This is a genomic window from Mesonia algae (assembly GCF_003253545.1).
Lineage (GTDB): Bacteria > Bacteroidota > Bacteroidia > Flavobacteriales > Flavobacteriaceae > Mesonia > Mesonia algae.
Genome location: NZ_QKYV01000002.1, coordinates 338,724 through 355,790, shown reverse-complemented (window position 1 = coordinate 355,790; position 17,067 = coordinate 338,724). Strand labels below are relative to the sequence as shown.

The window sequence follows — 17,067 nt, the reverse complement described above, 5'->3', positions numbered from 1 at the left end:
CAAATGACTATGAAAACTAAAGCTCTAACTATTGGTATTTCCCTTATCGGAATAGTAGCTATTGCACAAAAAAAAGAAATTAGAAATGCAGGTAAAGCTGTTGAGAGTGGTAACTATAAAGAGGCTAAAACTCTTTTAAATTCTGTTGAAGGAGCCGTTTCTAATGAAAAAGAAAAAGTACAAGCAGAATATTACCTTACTAAAGGAAATGCTTTTTTAGCTGCAAAAAATCAAGCCGCGGTAAAAACTGAAGATTTGGTAATTGCGGGTAAATCTTTTGAGCGTGCTATTGAACTTGGAGAAAAAGGAGAAGGAGAAAAAGGTTTAGTAGAAGTAAAAAATGCATTAATTAATTCTGCAATCGAAGATCAAAAAGGTGAAAAATTTTCTGACTCTGCAGATAAACTCTACGCTGCTTATACTTTAAGTAAGAAAGATACCGTTTATCTTTTTCATGCAGCCTCTAGTGCGACAACAGGAAAGGATTATGATAACGCTCTTAAATATTTCGAAGAGTTAAGAGATTTGAATTATACTGGAAGAGGAACTATTTTTACAGCAGTGAATAAAGAAACTGGTGAAGTAGAAAATTTTGATACTGAAAATAAAAGAGATATTTATTTAAAGGCTGGAAGTCACATTAAACCTTCAACAATTAAAGAAGATTCTAAAAGGCCAGATATTGTGAAAAATATAGCTCTTATTTATCTACAAAAAGACCAAAAGGATAAGGCAATGGAAGCTATTCAACAAGCTAGAAAGGAAAGTCCAGAAGATACGGGACTTATGTTGACAGAAGCTGACATTTATTACAATCTAGGGAAAATGGATAAATATTCTGCTTTAGTAGAAAAGGTAATAGAAAAAGATCCTAACAATGCTACTCTTTATTATAACCTAGGGGTAACTACTGGAAAAATGGGTGATCAAGAAAAAGCGATTACTTATTATAAAAGAGCGATAGAATTAGATCCAGAAATGGTAAATGCCAATATTAATATTGCTTCAGCTATATTAAATAAGGAAAAAGCGATTATTGAAGAAATGAACGGCTTGGGAATGTCTAACGCTGATAACAAGCGTTATGAAGAGTTACAAAAAGAAAGAAGTAAGCTTTATAAAGATGCTGCTCCTTATTTAGAAAAAGTGATTGAAAAAGAACCTAAAGAATCAGCAGAATATAAGCAATCTGTTCAGATTTTGACTCAAATTTATGGGGTACTCGGAGAAACTGAAAAAGCTAATGCTTTAAAGAACTAAGTGTATTTCTATAATATTTAAATAAAAAAGCTTCCAAATTTTGGAAGCTTTTTTATTTTTTATACGTAATAAGTATTATACAATTTTTTTAATTACTCTAAGATTATGTGAATATTGATTATTATCTACATTAAATATACCGCTATGATCAAGGCGATCTATTCTAACTTTTCCGTGTGCATGAATAATGTAGTTATCTCTCATAATTATGCCTACGTGAATAATATCTCCGTCTTGGTTATCAAAAAAAGCTAAATCTCCTGGTTCACTTTCTTCTATAAAGCTTAAAGCCTCACCTTGTTTTGCTTGTTGAGAAGCATCCCTAAATAATTGGTAACCATTAAGTTTATAAACCATTTGTGTAAATCCACTGCAATCAATTCCAAACGGAGTTTTTCCTCCCCATAAGTAAGGTGCATGAAGATAGAGAAATGCGGTTTCTAAAAATTGTTCCTTAGTGTTTTTCCCCTGTAATTTACGACCTTCATAAGTATAATTCCCAAACTCTACTATTTTATTAATATTAGCACCTAAGGAAATAGGAATAAGCTGATTTTTATCATCTTGAAGAAAATCTATTACATCAGCAACCAATTCGCTAGGAGTTTGATTTATCTTATGATATTGATCTTCCGTAATTTCAAGAAACTGTTTATTATCTACCCATCCTTCATACTTATCAAAAGCGATACGGATTTTGCTCCATTTTTTTCTTTTTTCTAAAACTTTAAAATGATCCCCAAATAAAAGTTGGGTTACCATTTCACTTGCATCAGCAGGTTCCAGCCTTACAGGAACAATATTAAGGTTGCAAAATCCGTATTGCATTCTAATCTCTATATATGAAAATATTAATTTCTTTCTATTACCATTGCAGAAGCACCACCACCACCATTGCAAATTGCAGCAGCTCCCAATTTGGCATCATTTTGCTTCAATACGTTTAAAAGGGTGATGATAATTCTTACTCCCGAACATCCAAGTGGGTGACCTAAAGATACAGCACCTCCGTTAACGTTTACATTTTCATCAGATAAACCTAAAATTTTCATATTAGCTAAACCTACTACAGAAAAAGCTTCGTTAAACTCAAAGAAATCGATATCATCTTGTGTAATCCCTGCTTTTTCAATTGCTTTTGGTAAAGCTTTAGCCGGTGAAGTTGTAAACCATTTTGGTTCTTGCGCTGCATCCGCAAAGCTCTTTATAGTAGCTAATGGAGTTAAACCTAACTCCTCTGCTTTTTCTTTGCTCATTAAAACTACTGCACCAGCACCATCATTAATCGTAGAGGCATTCGCAGCAGTTACTGTACCTTCTTTACTAAAAGCAGCACGTAGAGAAGAAATTTTATCCATTCTCACATTTTTAAACTCTTCGTCTTCTTTTACAATTACAGGTTCTCCTCTTCGTTGTGGAACTTCTACAGGAACTACCTCATTATCAAACCTTCCTTCATCCCATGCTTTTTTAGAACGCTCGTAAGATTTTATAGCAAAAGCATCTTGATCTTCTCTAGAAAACTCATATTCTTTAGCACATAAATCTGCACAAACACCCATAGCATTCTGGTCATACGCATCTACTAATCCGTCACGTTGCATTCCGTCTTCCATTTGTTTAGGTCCAAATTTTTGTCCGTTTCTTAAATGCATATAATGAGGGATTAAACTCATATTCTCCATACCACCAGCAACAATAATATCGGCATCACCTAAAGCAATAGCTTGAGCTCCTTGCATAACCGCTTTCATTCCACTGGCACAAACTTTATTAATCGTTGTGCAAGGAACCGTTTCAGGAATACCTGCAGCTAGGGCTGCTTGTCTAGCTGGAGCTTGTCCTACACCTGCCTGAACCACATTACCCATCAATACTTCTTGTACTAGTTTAGGATCTAAATTTATTTTTTCTAAAGCTCCTTTAATTGCAATTGATCCTAATTTAGGAGCGGGTACACTCGATAAACTTCCTAAAAAACTTCCAATAGGAGTTCTTGCTGCACTAACTATAACTACTTCTTTATTCATGGTTTTTTATTTTAAATCAATTTCTGCGAATTTAACTAATTTCTAAAGAACAGACCAATGCTTTGTGAACTTACGATTGTTTTTTTAGTACATTTGAAAGTTAAGTTACACGTATGAGCAATTTTGTAAACGGAATTTATAAAAACCAGGCCTTAATCTATAAGATATTTTTATATCTACTTACCACGGCTATAATTGTTTATCTTTTTCCGAAAGGAAGTAAATTTAAGTATGATATCTCTAAAGGGAAGCCTTGGCAGTATGAAAATCTCTATGCGCCTTTTGATTTTGCTATTTTAAAAACCAATGAAGAGTTAGCAGATGAAAAGGAGCAAATAAGAGAAAATCATACCCCTTATTATAATTACAATACAGCCATCCCTAAACAAATAAAATCTAATCTAGATAAACAAGCTAGATTGGTATTTGGTGATAGTATTATGGCTATTGATGGAGTGAGGTTAATAAAATTCTCTCAAAATACTTTAGATGATATTTACAAAAACGGAATCTTAATTGAGGTTAACCGCTTTAATGAAAATAGCATCGTTTATTTAAAGAAGGGGAATGAAGCTCAAGAAGTAGTTTATAACAATATTATTCATCAAGATAATCTCGGGACTTACCTTGATAAAAAGATTACCAATACAAGACTTGCTAAATATCAAAATCAATTAAAAGAACTCTTCTTTAATATTTTAAAGCCTAATGTTAGACTCAATGAAGAATTAACCGAAAAAGATTTACAAATTAAACTCGGAGCTATTTCTTATACCAGAGGTAGTATTTCTAAAGGAAGCAGAATTATAGAAAGGGGAGAAGTAATAGACAACAATAAATACCGAATCCTCATCTCCTTAAAGACAGAATATGAAACCAAGGTTTGGACAGACTCTAGCTATTACGTGGTGGTAGTTGGTTATTTGTTATTAGTTTCTCTGGCCTTATTAATGCTTTTTCTATTTATTCATAAATACAGACCAGATATATTTGAAAATAACACTAAGGTTACCTTTATCTTCTTTAATATTTTACTCACTGTTTTCTTAACCACAACGGTAATGAAAATTAATGTGAATTATGTTTATGTGGTGCCACTTTGTATTCTTCCGCTTACGCTGAAAGCTTTTTTTGACGCTAGGCTAGGGCTTTTTACTCATGTGATCACGGTGTTAATCATCGGTTTTATTGTTCCCAATAGTTATGAGTATATGTTTTTGCAAATTATAGCGGGAATAGTAACCATATTAACTATTTCAGAACTTTATAAAAGAGCCAATCTATTCATTTCTGTAGGTCAAATTACGGCAGTTTACATTTTTGCTTATTTTTCATTTACAATTATTCAAGAAGGTGATGTAAGTAAAATTGATTACGAAACCTTACTTATGTTTCTCCTTGGCGGATTTGCTACGCTATTTGTACAGCCTCTTATTTACGCTTATGAGAAACTGTTTGGTTTAGTTTCAGATATGTCCTTATTAGAACTTTCTGATACCAATTCAAAACTTCTAAAAGAGCTTTCTAATAAAGCACCAGGTACTTTTCACCACAGCTTAAATGTAGCTAATTTGGCTGAAGCTGCAGCAAATGAGATTGGTGGTAATGCCATGCTGGTAAGAGTTGGAGCTCTATACCATGATATAGGTAAAATGGCTAATCCTACCTTTTTTACTGAAAATCAAACCACATCGGTTAATCCTCATGACGAATTAGACCCTCAAGAAAGTGCAGAGATTATCATTAATCACGTCGTTTATGGTATCGAAATGGCTAAAAGGAATAATTTACCAGATCGTTTAATAGATTTTATTAGAACCCATCACGGGACTAGCTTGGTCTTTTATTTTTATAAAAAGGCAAAAGATCTAGCTTATGAAAATGGCGAAGATATTAATGAAGATGATTATAGATATCCTGGACCAACACCTTTTAGTAAGGAAACAGCAATTTTAATGATGAGTGATAGTGTGGAAGCGGCAAGTAAAAGTTTAAAAGAACCCACAGCACCTTTAATTGACGACTTTGTAGAAAAAATTATTAATAAACAAATGGACGAAGGCCAGTTTTTAAATGCAAATATTACATTTAAAGAAATACAAGCCATCAAAAAGATTTTAAAGAGAAAGCTTAAGAATATTTACCATTTAAGAATCGAATATCCAGAATAAACTTTTACTATGAAATTTGGAAAAGTAGAACACCCTGAGCAGATAGATTTTAGTTTACCTCCTAATCAAGAGCAAACGCATAATATCTTACATAAAGTTGAACCTGAAACCTGGGAGGATGTACGTATTGGTTGTGCTAAATGGAACAAGAAAGACCTAAAAAACTTTTACCCAAGGGGTACAAAAGAAGAACTTACTTATTACTCTACTCAATTTAATAGCATAGAGTTAAATGCTTCCTTTTATAGAATGTGGCCCAATGAGCAGTTTCAGAAATGGGAAGAAAAAACAATAGAAAATTTTAAATTCTTTCCAAAAGTTCCCAGGCTTATAAGTCATTTAAAACGACTGCAAGATTGTGACGAACTCGTAACCGATTTTACGGCTAATCTTATGGGGCTTCATCATAAGTTAGGGATGGTTTTTTTACAAATGCCAGATAACTTTCTACCAAAAGATATGGATAGGCTCGCGCCGTTTTTCGAAAAATGGCCTAAAGAAATACCATTGTCGATTGAGGTAAGAAATGAAAATTGGTTTAAAGATAAAAAGATAGAAGACGACTTTAATGCCATTCTTTTAAAATATAACATCACCAATTTAATTACTGATAGTGCAGGAAGAAGAGATTTACTTCACATGCGGTTAACCACACCTACTGCTTTTATCCGTTATAACGGAGCAAATCATCCTTCAGATTATACACGTTTAGATGATTGGTTAGATAGGATTGAAGATTGGTATACGCATGGTTTAAAAAACCTTTATTTTTTTATTCATCAAAATGTTGAAGAATCTTCTCCCTTATTATCTGCTTATTTTATTGAAAAATTTAATGAGCGTTTTTCTACAAAAATTTCTATTCCTAAAACACTGTAATGTCAAGACCTCAAATTTCAATTACTACCGATGCTGTTATTTTTCAGTTAACTGAAATTAAATATCAAGTACTGCTTATTCAGAGAAAAAATGAACCGTTTAAAGGTCAGTGGGCTTTACCTGGTGGTTTTTTAGAAGATGATGAATTGTTAATTGAAGGTTGCAAAAGAGAATTAGAAGAAGAAACTTCCTTGATGATCAACGATCTACAAAGAGTAGGGGTGTATGATGAGATAGAGAGAGATCCTCGTGGTAGGATGATTTCTGTTGCATTTACGGGTTGTGTAAAAAATTCCACGAAAGTGATAGCAAATGACGATGCAGAGAAAGCCGATTGGTTTTCAGTATTAAATTTACCGGCATTAGCATTTGATCATCAAAGAATAATAGCAGATGCAGCCAAGATTTTACAAATACCATTATCATAAACAGTGATGATATCTTGCCGGAATTTTAACTAGTTTATTCTATATTTCAGTAAAACAAAAAACTATGAGATTTCACACTAGAAAATGGATAAAACCACAAGATTTAAATCCTAACGGAACTTTATTTGGAGGACGATTACTAGAATGGATAGATGAAGAAGCGGCTTTATATGCGATCATTCAACTGGAAAACCCCAAAACGGTGACCAAATTTATGAGTGAGATTGATTTTAAAAGCTCAGCTAAACAAGGCGATATTGTAGAAATAGGTTTGGAGGTAACAAAATTTGGAACTGCATCTCTTACATTAAAATGCGAGGTGAGAAATAAAATGACTCACGAAACCATTATTAGTATAGAAAAGATTGTCATGGTAAGCTTAGATGAAAATGGAAAAGCAAAACCTCATGGCAAAACCGAAATAGAATATGTAAAGAATAGATTAGAAAGTTAATTTCTTCTCTCTTTACTTTTTTTAATAGTGTTATTAATTCTTTTCTTTTCCTCTGGAGTAAGAGGGGTTACGTCTTCATTATTATTTTCCTTTTGAAGAACGATACTAGCGAAGATTGGAAAATGATCGGAGTGAATGTTCCCTCCTTTGTCAATTTTATCGATAAGGAAATCTTTAGACATAAATACATGGTCTAGAGGCCACCTTAACAAGATATTGTTAGCATTAAAAGTAGTGTAAAATCCTCTTCCAATTCTAGGATCTAATAACTGACTGAGTTGCTGAAACTCTTTGGTAGTTTCAGACCAAGCGACATCATTAAAATCACCCATCACAATTGTTGGTAATTTGGAATCTTTAGCCATTTTTCCAACCATCATCATTTCTCCGTCTCTATCGGTAGATTTAGGATTATGCTGTGGCATTGGGGGTGTTGGGTGTATTACATATACTTGAATGGTATCTTTAGCATTCAATTTCATCTTGGTAGCAATAGAAGGTATAGAATCTGATACTAAAAAATTAACTTTGGGGTTTATCAATTCTTTTTTAGAATACATAAGCATTCCATAAGTATTTGGTAAAGGTTTCTTTAAAGTATATGAAAATTTTTTTTCTAATGATTTTACGGCCTTAGCCCATTTCTTATCCGTTTCTAAAAGAACGATAACATCTGGATCAAAGCTTTCAATTTCAGCTAATAATAAATCAGTTTTCTTGTTGGTCTGTAATACGTTAGCAATAAAAACTTTTAGGTTTTTAGAAGCATCAAAAGAAGATACATTTTTTACTTGATGTCTTGCAAACGGAGTATAAGGGTAAATTTTATAAAACTGAAAAAAGAGACAAGCTCCAATGCTAAAAGCAAATAAATAATCCTTATAATTTTTTAAATCAAACCGCATAAAATAACATACAAATGCTGTAAATGTCAATATAGTTAATTGAACGTGCGGGTAATCAAACATTCTTATCCACCAATAATTCGCTGTAATTAGAGGGGTAACAGTTAGTAAAACTGCCAATGCTCCAAAAGCGATAAGAAAGTTTTTAAGTTTCACTATGCAGGAAGATATTTTTTGTCTGCGTAGAAAGGTCCGAATGGTAGAATAGAACACAAAACTACAATCATTAATGTTTTAAAAGACCAATTAAGTTTTTCGTACATCCAATAAGCTCCCATTACATATAATACAAATAGAATACCATGTGCCATTCCTACAATTCTTACCATTTCTGGCATTTCCCAAATGTATTTTAGAGGCATAGCAATAAGTAACAAAACTAGAAAAGAAATTGCTTCTAATATGCTGATGAATTTAAAAGCTTTAATTGAATTATCCATGGAGTAAAATTTTATACAAATTTAGGCCATTTGAAGAATACTATAAAGAAATTCTATCTGGATTATTAAATTAATAATATTCTTTTCAATTTTCCATTTATTTTTAAAATCTTATACATAAATTGGTTTAAAATTATTTTTAATCTTTTAAAAGCATTCTATTTTAAAAGAAATCAATGCCTATAATTAGGTGTTTAATTTTAACATTCTGTAAATGAAAATATTAGTTACAGGCGGACTTGGGTTTATAGGTTCGCATACCGTGGTAGAATTGCTTCAAAAAAATTATGAAGTGGTTATCATCGATAACCTTTCTAATTCTAGTATATCTGTATTGGAAGGAATCACTTCTATTACACAAAAATCACCACAATTTTATAAACTAGATTTAAAGGATAAACTAGAATTAAGCGAGTTTTTTGAAGAGCACCAAGACCTTGACGGAATTATTCATTTTGCAGCCTCAAAAGCGGTGGGTGAAAGTGTAGAGAAACCTTTAATGTATTATGAAAATAATATCAATACTCTTGTGTTGGTATTACAGGAAATGAGAAGAAAAGAGCTTAGCAATTTTATATTTAGCTCGTCTTGTACAGTTTACGGTCAGGCCGATGAGTTACCAATTACAGAAGAAGCTCCTGTAAAAAAAGCAGAATCTCCTTATGGCAATACCAAGCAAATAGGAGAGGAGATCATTCAAGAATATGCAAAGGTTAATTCAGAATTTAGTGGTATTTCTTTGCGTTACTTTAATCCTATTGGAGCTCATAAATCTACTCAAATAGGAGAGTTACCTATTGGCGTTCCACAAAACCTTATTCCCTTTATTACTCAAACAGCAGCAGGGGAAAGAAAAGAACTATCAGTATTTGGCGATGATTATCCTACACAAGATGGTACTGCAATAAGAGACTATATTCATGTGGTAGATTTAGCCAAAGCACATATTGTAGCTTTAGAGCGTCTTATTCAGAAAAAGAATAAGAAAAATTATGAGGTCTTTAATTTAGGAACAGGAAAAGGGAACAGTGTTCTAGAAGTGATTCATGCCTTTGAAAAAGTAACCCAACAAAAACTACCTTATAAAATTGTAGACAGAAGAGAAGGAGATATTATAGCCGCTTACGCCGATACTACTAAGGCTAATAATGATTTGGGCTGGAAAGCAGAATTGGGAATAGAAGAAGCTTTAAAAAGCGCTTGGGAATGGCAACTTAAACAAGATTAGTCACAATCAAATAAGGAATTGAGTACGGGAAAACTGTAAGCATTGGTGAAATCGTAATGCCACCATTCGGTTCTTATAGGGTTAAACCCGAATTTTTTCATTCCTTCCCTTAAGAGCTTTCTATTTTGAAGTACCGCTTCAGGTAGATTAAAATTATCTTGATGAGCTTCTTTTCCGAAGAAATCATACGTAGTTCCCATATCTAATTCACAACCGTCAAAATCGACCAAAGTTAGATCTACAGCTGCCGCTCTGTTGTGAACCGATTTATTTCTGTAAGGATTTGCTACATACATGGCATTAGGGAAAATTTCCCACATCACTTTTTGTGCAGAAAGGGGTCTGTAACAATCATACAACTTAATTTGATAACCAAATTCACAAAAATAGTTATTAGCGGCAATTAAAGCATCGGCTACTTTTGGAAGTAACAAGCATTTAGAGCAGTCATATATTTTTTTCTCTAGAAAATTATTTTCGGTAGCGTATTTAATATCGAACGTAAAATTTTTAGAGACTTCTTCTAGATTAGTTAAATGAGCTATTTCTTGAGCTTGAGAATAACCCTTGTAATTCAGTAAAAAAAATAAAATTAGATACCACTTATACATAAATACGTGCTCAATTATTAATTTAAAATATAAAAAAAAGAGGAGCTTTTATAAAAAACTCCTCTTTAAGATTAGATAAAATCGAGTAACTTTTTAGAACTCATACTCATTTAAAGCTCTATTGTACTCTCTTATTTCTTCAATATTGTGTTTGTTTTCGCTGTCTTTAATTAAATTGATAAGGTACATTAAACTCTCATCGGCATTAAATTCACTTTTCACTATTTCTTCTTCATCTTCAATAGGATCATCTTCAGGAATAGGAATATCAAATGTATAGTGCTCCTCTATATGCTCGGTAGCAAGCCTAAGTGCCTTTGCAATAACAGGTCTTTTCTCTTCTACAGCATAAGGTCTTAATTCTTTAAGATCGGCAACAAGTGTATTCGTGATAATACCAGCATGTTCTAAATCATCTAGTATCTTTTTTATAATTTTTTGGGCCTTCGAGTTATTCAAAATGGACGGGTTTATTTATTTGACATTACTGCAAAAATAATTTTTTCAATCCTAAATATACCTACATATTTTAAAAAATTTCATTAGAAAACAATTATATACAAAACGCCGTTAGTTCTAATATTTTTAAAGGATTGACGCACAAGCCGATAAAATTATTTATCTATTTTATGCTAAATAATTTCAATAAACCTTTAAAACTGCGTAATTTTGCAGGGTTTTATAAGAAAAATAAGAAGGAGGAAATTAGCTTTATGAGAGAGAAAATAGTTGAAAAAGAATTATATGACTATCAAGAAAGAGATTTACAAAAAATCTTTACCTATTTAAACGACGCACCAGATAATTTTAATTTGTTGTATCAATTACCTACTGGAGGAGGAAAGACAGTAGTTTTCTCTGAAATTGTGAGAAGGTATATTGAGCAGACCAACAAAAAAGTAGTGATCTTAACGCACCGAATTGAATTGTGTAAGCAAACTTCTAAAATGCTTAACGGATTTGGGGTGCGCAACAAAATTATCAATAGTAAGGTAAAAGAGTTGCCAGACCAAGATGAATACCAATGTTTCGTTGCGATGGTAGAAACCCTTAATAACCGTCTTAACGATGAAAAATTAGAGGTAGATAATGTAGGTTTGGTGATTATTGATGAAGCTCACTACAACTCATTTACAAAATTATTTAAATACTTTGAAGATTCTTTTATCCTTGGGGTAACCGCTACTCCTTTAAGTTCTAATATTAAGTTACCTATGAAGGATAACTATAAAGAACTTATTGTAGGAAACTCTATTCCTTCACTTATTGAAAAAGGTTTTCTCGCTAAAGCGGAAACCTATAGCTATGATGTGGGATTAACTTCTTTACAAGTAGGAATTAACGGAGATTATACCGTAAAATCTTCTGAAGATTTGTACACCAATATGTCTATGCAAGAAAAGTTGGTACAAGCTTATGAAGAGCGTTGTAAAGGTAAGAAAACCCTTATTTTCAATAACGGTATTAATACTTCTTGGTACGTTTACCAGACTTTTAAAGATGCAGGATATGAAGTAAGGCACTTAGATAATACGCACAGTAAAAAGGAGAGAAAAGAAATTTTAAAATGGTTTAAGCATAAGCCTGATGCTATTTTAACTTCAGTAAGTATATTAACCACAGGTTTTGATGAACCTACAGTTGAAAATATTATTCTTAACCGTGCCACCAAATCATTAACCCTTTATTACCAAATGATCGGTCGTGGATCAAGAAAACTTCCACATAAAGATATTTTTAACGTAATTGATTTAGGAAATAATGCCGCTCGTTTTGGAATGTGGGATGCTCCTGTAGATTGGCAGCAAATCTTCAAGAATCCAGATTATTTCTTAGAAAATATTACTGGAGATGAGGAAATTGAACGAGAATTTAAATACAAAATGCCTGAAGAGGTGAGAGAACTCTTCAAAAATTCTGAAAATATAGAGTTCGATATTAAGAAAGCTTATAATGAAGCAGTTAACAACGGACAAAAATCTAAGGCTGTATTAGAAGAATCTGTGAATCAACATGCGCAAATGTGTGCTGAAAATAGTGAAGATGTTTTTGATGCAAGAATCTTAGCTAGAGAGTTAAAAGATGATATTAGAGATCGTGTAAAGAGATATTCTTACTGTATCATCAATAATACTAAAAACTACCGAGATTGGTTATTTGAAGATTATAATCGAAAATTACGATCTAGAATTAACGATCTATTTCAAGAGTAGAGAAATTGATAAATTAAAAAGCCCGATGTGAGAATTCACATCGGGCTTTTTTTATTTTATAGAAGGAAACGTTTTAATTTAACGCTCCAAAGATCATAATTCCGTAAAGTAAGAAGCGTACAAATCTTAGTAACCCAAATAAAAGGTAACTTTTAAAAGGAAATTTAATGACTCCTGCAGCAATACTAGAGATAGCAAAAGGAATTGGTAGAAGAGCTCCTACCACAATTAAAAATCCACCCCATTTACGCATATTTTTAATGTGTTTTGCCATTTTTACTTCTAGGTACACAAAGACAGAAGGAATACTTGCAATTCCTCTCCCAGCAAAATAAGAGACAATTCCTCCAAAATAAGAAAGAAAAGCAATAGCGGTAAGGTATAGGTTAGGATGGGCAGACTTCCCAGACCAAGCGATAAATATCTCTGGCGGAATAAGTCCTAAAATAGATTCTGAGGCAAAAAATACCGCTAAAACACCAATAGGATGAAAATTATCGGTTACATACGTCAGAATATCGTTAATATCAATAACAAAAAAATGTACACAAATTAGAGCTATGATAAATAGAATTATGGGTAATGCTGCCTTTATTAAACTCTTACCTACAAACGAATAGAATCCTGTATACGAGTAATATTGGTGAAGTAATTTCCACCTAGGTTTTTTATTTGGTTTATTTTTTTGTGTCATCTTTAGTATTAAAAGCTGCAAATGTAATAGCTTCTACAGCGGTTTACAAGTCTATTTGAGTAAGAATTAGTATTTCTTTTTATAAGCTTCAGGCATCCTTATCTGATGGTTGAGAAGCTTCTTCATTTTTTAAAGAGACTTGAAAGTTCTTTCCAGAAGGAAGTTCAAAAACCTCTAAATTAAAATAAGGAACAGCAGCTAAAACGTGATCAAAAATATCGGCAATAATATATTCATAATTCTGCCACACTTTATCTTTACTAAAAGCATATATTTCTAACGGAATTCCTTGAGATGTAGGCTCTAACTGCCTAATCATCGTCATCATTTCTTTATTAATCGCCGAATGTTGTTTAAGATAAGTATCTACATACTTTCTAAATACACCAAAATTGGTTTGATTTCTTCCGTTAAGCAAAGTAGATTTCTCTATTTGATTCTCTATATTGTAATTATTAATTTCAGTTTGACGAGTAGTTAAATAGTCTTTTATAAGGTGAATTTCTTTAAGTTGATCAATTTCAGCATCCGAAAGAAAATGGATGCTTGATGATTTAATTAAAATCGATCTTTTTATTCTTCTACCTCCCGAAACACTCATCCCGCGCCAGTTTTTAAAAGAATCGGAAATTAAGTAATAAGTGGGAATGGTGGTAATGGTATTATCAAAATTACGCACTTTCACAGAGGCTAAATTAATTTCAATCACATCTCCGTCTGCTGCATATTTTTCCATAGTAATCCAATCACCTATACGTACAGTATCATTTACAGAAACTTGTATGCTGGCTACAAAACCTAATATAGTGTCTTTAAAAATTAGCAGTATTACAGCAGAGAGTGCACCCAAAGCCGTTAGGAAGGTCCAAATATCTTTTCCTGTTATGTGAGAGAAAATAATTAAGAATCCGCAGAACCAAGTGAAAATCATAAACACTTGTATATAACTATCAATTGGTTTGTCCTTAAAACTACTTAAGGTTTTAAGAAAATCTCTAAAAGTGAGGATAACACTCCTTATTACCATAATAACAATAATAACCGTAACCACATCAATAAGTATTTTCGCATCATCACTATAATGCTCAAAATCTATTAATGCTAAAGGCGTAAGCCATCTCACCAAGAACAATGTAAGCAAATGTGAGAAGTGATAAATGGTTTTGTTTTTAAAGAGAAAATCATCAAACTCTGTCTTGGTTCTTTTAGAAAGCTGAACCATAAATTTTCTTAAAATGGTTCTAAGAATAAAATTGAAAATATAAACTACAATAATCAACACCGTAAAATTGATGATTAAATTACCGTACACAGCTAGGGAATCTTGCCATCCCCAATCTTTAAATAGATGATAAAAAGAACGTGTTAATTTTGATGGAGTCATTAATTGCAGTTTTCTACAAAAGTAACGTGGATTCACAGCTTAAGCAAAATCTTAACGCTATTTTTAGTTTTAAAATACAAAACTATTCTTAAAGCGGAAGCTAAGCTTTACGGAAGATATATATTTGCATACCATCCGAAATTATAATTGTGTACAACCTACAAAAAATTAAGAAAAATGCGGTTCGTTATGTAACCGGATTAGATTTTGCGAAAGGCTATGTTTTAGCCTTAGCTATGGTCGTACCCTTATATGTTACTAATCTTTTTAATTTATTACCTATTGGAGTGGCGATGGCTCTGGGAGTTTTAATGGTTGCGCCTAGCGACGTGGCGGGAAATTTAAGACATCGATTATTAGGTATGCTTTGTGCAGCTCTATTAGGAATTTTAGGAACGCTTTTAGGAGGATATTCTCAAGAATTTCTTTGGCTCAATTTATTGGTGGTTTTTATTTTTGTATTTGCGGTTTCTTTACTTTCCGTGTACGGATTTAGAGCTTCCTTGGTCACTTTTACAGGTTTGATAGCTATAGTGTTATCCTATGCTAATTTAGGAGAAGTAGCGGTTTGGCTACATGCGGTATACATAGGTTTAGGGAGTCTTTGGTATATAGGATTAAGTTCTTTATTTCTTTACTTGAGGCCCAATAAACATACCGAATTGCTATTAGGTGAAACCGCTAAGCTTACAGGAGATTTTTTAATATTAAGAGGGAAATTACTCTCAAAAAAAAATAACAGAGAGCAACTCAAAGAAGAACAGTTTAAGTTACAAGTAAGCATCAATGAAAAACATGAAGATTTACGGGAAGCGCTTCTAAGTTCGAGAAAAGAATCTGGGGTTTCTAATTCCTCCCGTAGAAAACTATTAATTTTTATCGATTTGGTAGACTTGCTAGAATTAGTGGTTGCCCATCCTATCAATTACCAATACATCGACGAAATAGAGGAGGAGGAGCCTTCGATGATTACCAAGTACCAAGAACTCATTTTTGAAATGAGTCAGCAGTTATTTCATATTTCTGAAGTATTTATAGATAATTCAAAAATCACATCTTCCTCTAATGTGTACCAATCTTTTAAAGAGATAGAATCTTTTTTACAAGAGGAAAAATCATCTACGCTCAACTCAAATCGTTTTTTGTTTTTACAAAATATGTTTGATTTTGAAATGAAACAGATCGAAAAAATTAATTCAATAGAGCGGGTTTTAAAAAATATACACCAGAGAAATAAAATCAAAATTCAACCAAAAGCTGAAATTCAACAATTTATAACCCCAATAGATTATAGTTTTAGAAACTTAATTCAGCAGCTAAGTTTAAATTCCCCCATTTTTAGACATGCATTAAGATTGGCATTACTAATGATCATTGGTGTATTAATAGGTTCTTATTTTCAGGTACAAAACTCTTATTGGATTTTACTCACGCTCATTGTGATTTTAAGACCAAGTTATGGTCTGACCAAACAAAGATCAAAACACAGAATTATAGGGACTTTTATTGGAGGAGCAGTTGCTTTTATTATCATTTTATTTGTACAGAATCCATTGGTTTATATGATACTAGGAGTAATTTGTTTGATTCTTGCTTTCTCCATGATTCAAAAAAATTATGTGGGTGCAGCAGCATTTATTACGCTCAATGTGGTGTTTATTTATGCGCTTTTACAGCCCAATGTTTTAAATGTGATTCAATATCGTGTTATTGATACCATCATCGGCTCAGGACTGGCATTTTTTGGTAATTTTATTCTATGGCCTTCTTGGGAATCTTCTTTTTATAAAAAGAATGTAGTAGATGCTTTAGAAGCCAATATTAATTATTTAAGAGAAATAGATCACTTTTATCATACCAAAGTAAACTTACCCAACAGTTATAAAGTAGCTAGAAAAAAGGCATTTATTGCTATGGGTAATCTAAGTGCAACCTTTCAACGTATGGCACAAGAACCAAAATCTAAGAGGACGGCGTATAGAAGACTCTATAAATACAATGTTTTTAACTACACTTTTTTATCTTCTTTAGCGAGTTTGGGAACTTTTATAAGAAACCATAAAACCACCCAAGCTTCTCACTCCTTTGAAACTTATATCAATCATATAGAGAGTAATTTAAGACAAACGATTAATAGAATTGAGCACAAAAATCCTCAGAAAAAAATTACTTCTACGGAAGATTTAAAAAAGGCTTCTGCTTTTTTAGAAAATGAAACAATTCGATTAAATTCGCAATATTTAAAAAAAGAAAATTTAAAACATAGAGAGGAGCTACAATCCCACAGAAAGGAAGCTCAACTCATCACAGAGCAATTAAAATGGCTTTATGAGATTTCTTTAAATTTAAAAAAGATACCAAAAAAATAAA

General features: G+C 32.3%; 16 protein-coding genes. 8 read left to right on the top strand and 8 right to left on the bottom strand.

The annotated features are described in order from the left end of the window. Positions 1-9 precede the first annotated feature (9 nt). The gene (locus tag LX95_RS04835; RefSeq protein ID WP_245924725.1) at positions 10-1,260 is read left to right on the top strand and encodes a tetratricopeptide repeat protein; all 1,251 of its coding nucleotides are present in this window, start codon (positions 10-12) and stop codon (positions 1,258-1,260) included. A gap of 75 nt (positions 1,261-1,335) precedes the next feature. Here LX95_RS04835 and LX95_RS04830 read toward each other — a convergent pair whose 3' ends face one another. Both LX95_RS04830 and LX95_RS04825 read right to left on the bottom strand, forming a co-directional pair. Then, positions 1,336-2,088, bottom strand: coding sequence for a C40 family peptidase (locus LX95_RS04830; protein WP_111540304.1), 753 nt, complete (start codon positions 2,086-2,088; stop codon positions 1,336-1,338). Positions 2,089-2,111: 23 nt separating this feature from the next. Beyond that, positions 2,112-3,290, bottom strand: coding sequence for an acetyl-CoA C-acyltransferase (locus LX95_RS04825; protein ID WP_111540303.1), 1,179 nt, complete (start codon positions 3,288-3,290; stop codon positions 2,112-2,114). Positions 3,291-3,403: 113 nt separating this feature from the next. Between LX95_RS04825 and LX95_RS04820 the strand changes: the two genes are divergently transcribed. The 4 genes from LX95_RS04820 (at position 3,404) to LX95_RS04805 (ending at position 7,222) form a co-directional block, all read left to right on the top strand. Beyond that, positions 3,404-5,461: an HD family phosphohydrolase gene (locus LX95_RS04820; RefSeq protein WP_111540302.1), complete on the top strand. Its 2,058-nt coding sequence runs from the start codon at positions 3,404-3,406 to the stop codon at positions 5,459-5,461. Between the two features lie 9 nt (positions 5,462-5,470). Then, positions 5,471-6,340 carry a DUF72 domain-containing protein gene (locus LX95_RS04815; protein ID WP_111540301.1) on the top strand — a complete coding sequence of 290 codons (870 nt, stop codon included), beginning with the start codon at positions 5,471-5,473 and terminating at the stop codon, positions 6,338-6,340. Beyond that, on the top strand, positions 6,340-6,768 hold the full coding sequence (locus LX95_RS04810; RefSeq protein WP_111540300.1) for an NUDIX domain-containing protein: 429 nt from the start codon (positions 6,340-6,342) through the stop codon (positions 6,766-6,768). Before LX95_RS04815 ends, LX95_RS04810 begins: the two co-directional genes overlap by 1 nt. A gap of 64 nt (positions 6,769-6,832) precedes the next feature. Then, complete coding sequence (locus LX95_RS04805; RefSeq protein WP_111540299.1) at positions 6,833-7,222, top strand: acyl-CoA thioesterase; 390 nt, start codon at positions 6,833-6,835, stop codon at positions 7,220-7,222. On the opposite strand, the gene LX95_RS04800 is transcribed toward LX95_RS04805, so the two are convergent. Together LX95_RS04800 and LX95_RS04795 are read right to left on the bottom strand one after the other, a co-directional pair. Further along, positions 7,219-8,283, bottom strand: a complete 1,065-nt coding sequence (locus LX95_RS04800) for an endonuclease/exonuclease/phosphatase family protein (protein ID WP_111540298.1) — start codon at positions 8,281-8,283, stop codon at positions 7,219-7,221. The two genes, LX95_RS04805 and LX95_RS04800, sit on opposite strands and share 4 nt — an antisense overlap. Then, positions 8,283-8,567, bottom strand: coding sequence for a DUF3817 domain-containing protein (locus LX95_RS04795; RefSeq protein ID WP_111540297.1), 285 nt, complete (start codon positions 8,565-8,567; stop codon positions 8,283-8,285). Before LX95_RS04795 ends, LX95_RS04800 begins: the two co-directional genes overlap by 1 nt. A gap of 214 nt (positions 8,568-8,781) precedes the next feature. Here LX95_RS04795 and galE point away from each other — a divergent pair, with 214 nt between their 5' ends. Beyond that, positions 8,782-9,795 carry a UDP-glucose 4-epimerase GalE gene (gene galE, locus LX95_RS04790; protein WP_111540296.1) on the top strand — a complete coding sequence of 338 codons (1,014 nt, stop codon included), beginning with the start codon at positions 8,782-8,784 and terminating at the stop codon, positions 9,793-9,795. Here the strand turns inward: galE and LX95_RS04785 are convergent. Both LX95_RS04785 and LX95_RS04780 read right to left on the bottom strand, forming a co-directional pair. Then, on the bottom strand, positions 9,792-10,406 hold the full coding sequence (locus LX95_RS04785; protein WP_111540295.1) for a M15 family metallopeptidase: 615 nt from the start codon (positions 10,404-10,406) through the stop codon (positions 9,792-9,794). The genes galE and LX95_RS04785 overlap by 4 nt on opposite strands. A 93-nt stretch (positions 10,407-10,499) precedes the next feature. Beyond that, entirely contained in the window at positions 10,500-10,865 is a 366-nt protein-coding gene (locus tag LX95_RS04780) for a hypothetical protein (protein WP_111540294.1), read from the bottom strand. A gap of 254 nt (positions 10,866-11,119) precedes the next feature. Between LX95_RS04780 and LX95_RS04775 the strand changes: the two genes are divergently transcribed. Beyond that, complete coding sequence (locus LX95_RS04775; RefSeq protein WP_111540399.1) at positions 11,120-12,619, top strand: DEAD/DEAH box helicase; 1,500 nt, start codon at positions 11,120-11,122, stop codon at positions 12,617-12,619. Between the two features lie 73 nt (positions 12,620-12,692). On the opposite strand, the gene LX95_RS04770 is transcribed toward LX95_RS04775, so the two are convergent. Both LX95_RS04770 and LX95_RS04765 read right to left on the bottom strand, forming a co-directional pair. Beyond that, on the bottom strand, positions 12,693-13,313 hold the full coding sequence (locus LX95_RS04770) for a YqaA family protein (protein WP_111540293.1): 621 nt from the start codon (positions 13,311-13,313) through the stop codon (positions 12,693-12,695). 88 nt (positions 13,314-13,401) lie between these two features. Then, on the bottom strand, positions 13,402-14,697 hold the full coding sequence (locus LX95_RS04765; RefSeq protein WP_111540292.1) for a mechanosensitive ion channel family protein: 1,296 nt from the start codon (positions 14,695-14,697) through the stop codon (positions 13,402-13,404). A gap of 149 nt (positions 14,698-14,846) precedes the next feature. Between LX95_RS04765 and LX95_RS04760 the strand changes: the two genes are divergently transcribed. Beyond that, complete coding sequence (locus LX95_RS04760; protein ID WP_111540291.1) at positions 14,847-17,066, top strand: FUSC family protein; 2,220 nt, start codon at positions 14,847-14,849, stop codon at positions 17,064-17,066. Position 17,067: the final 1 nt, after the last annotated feature.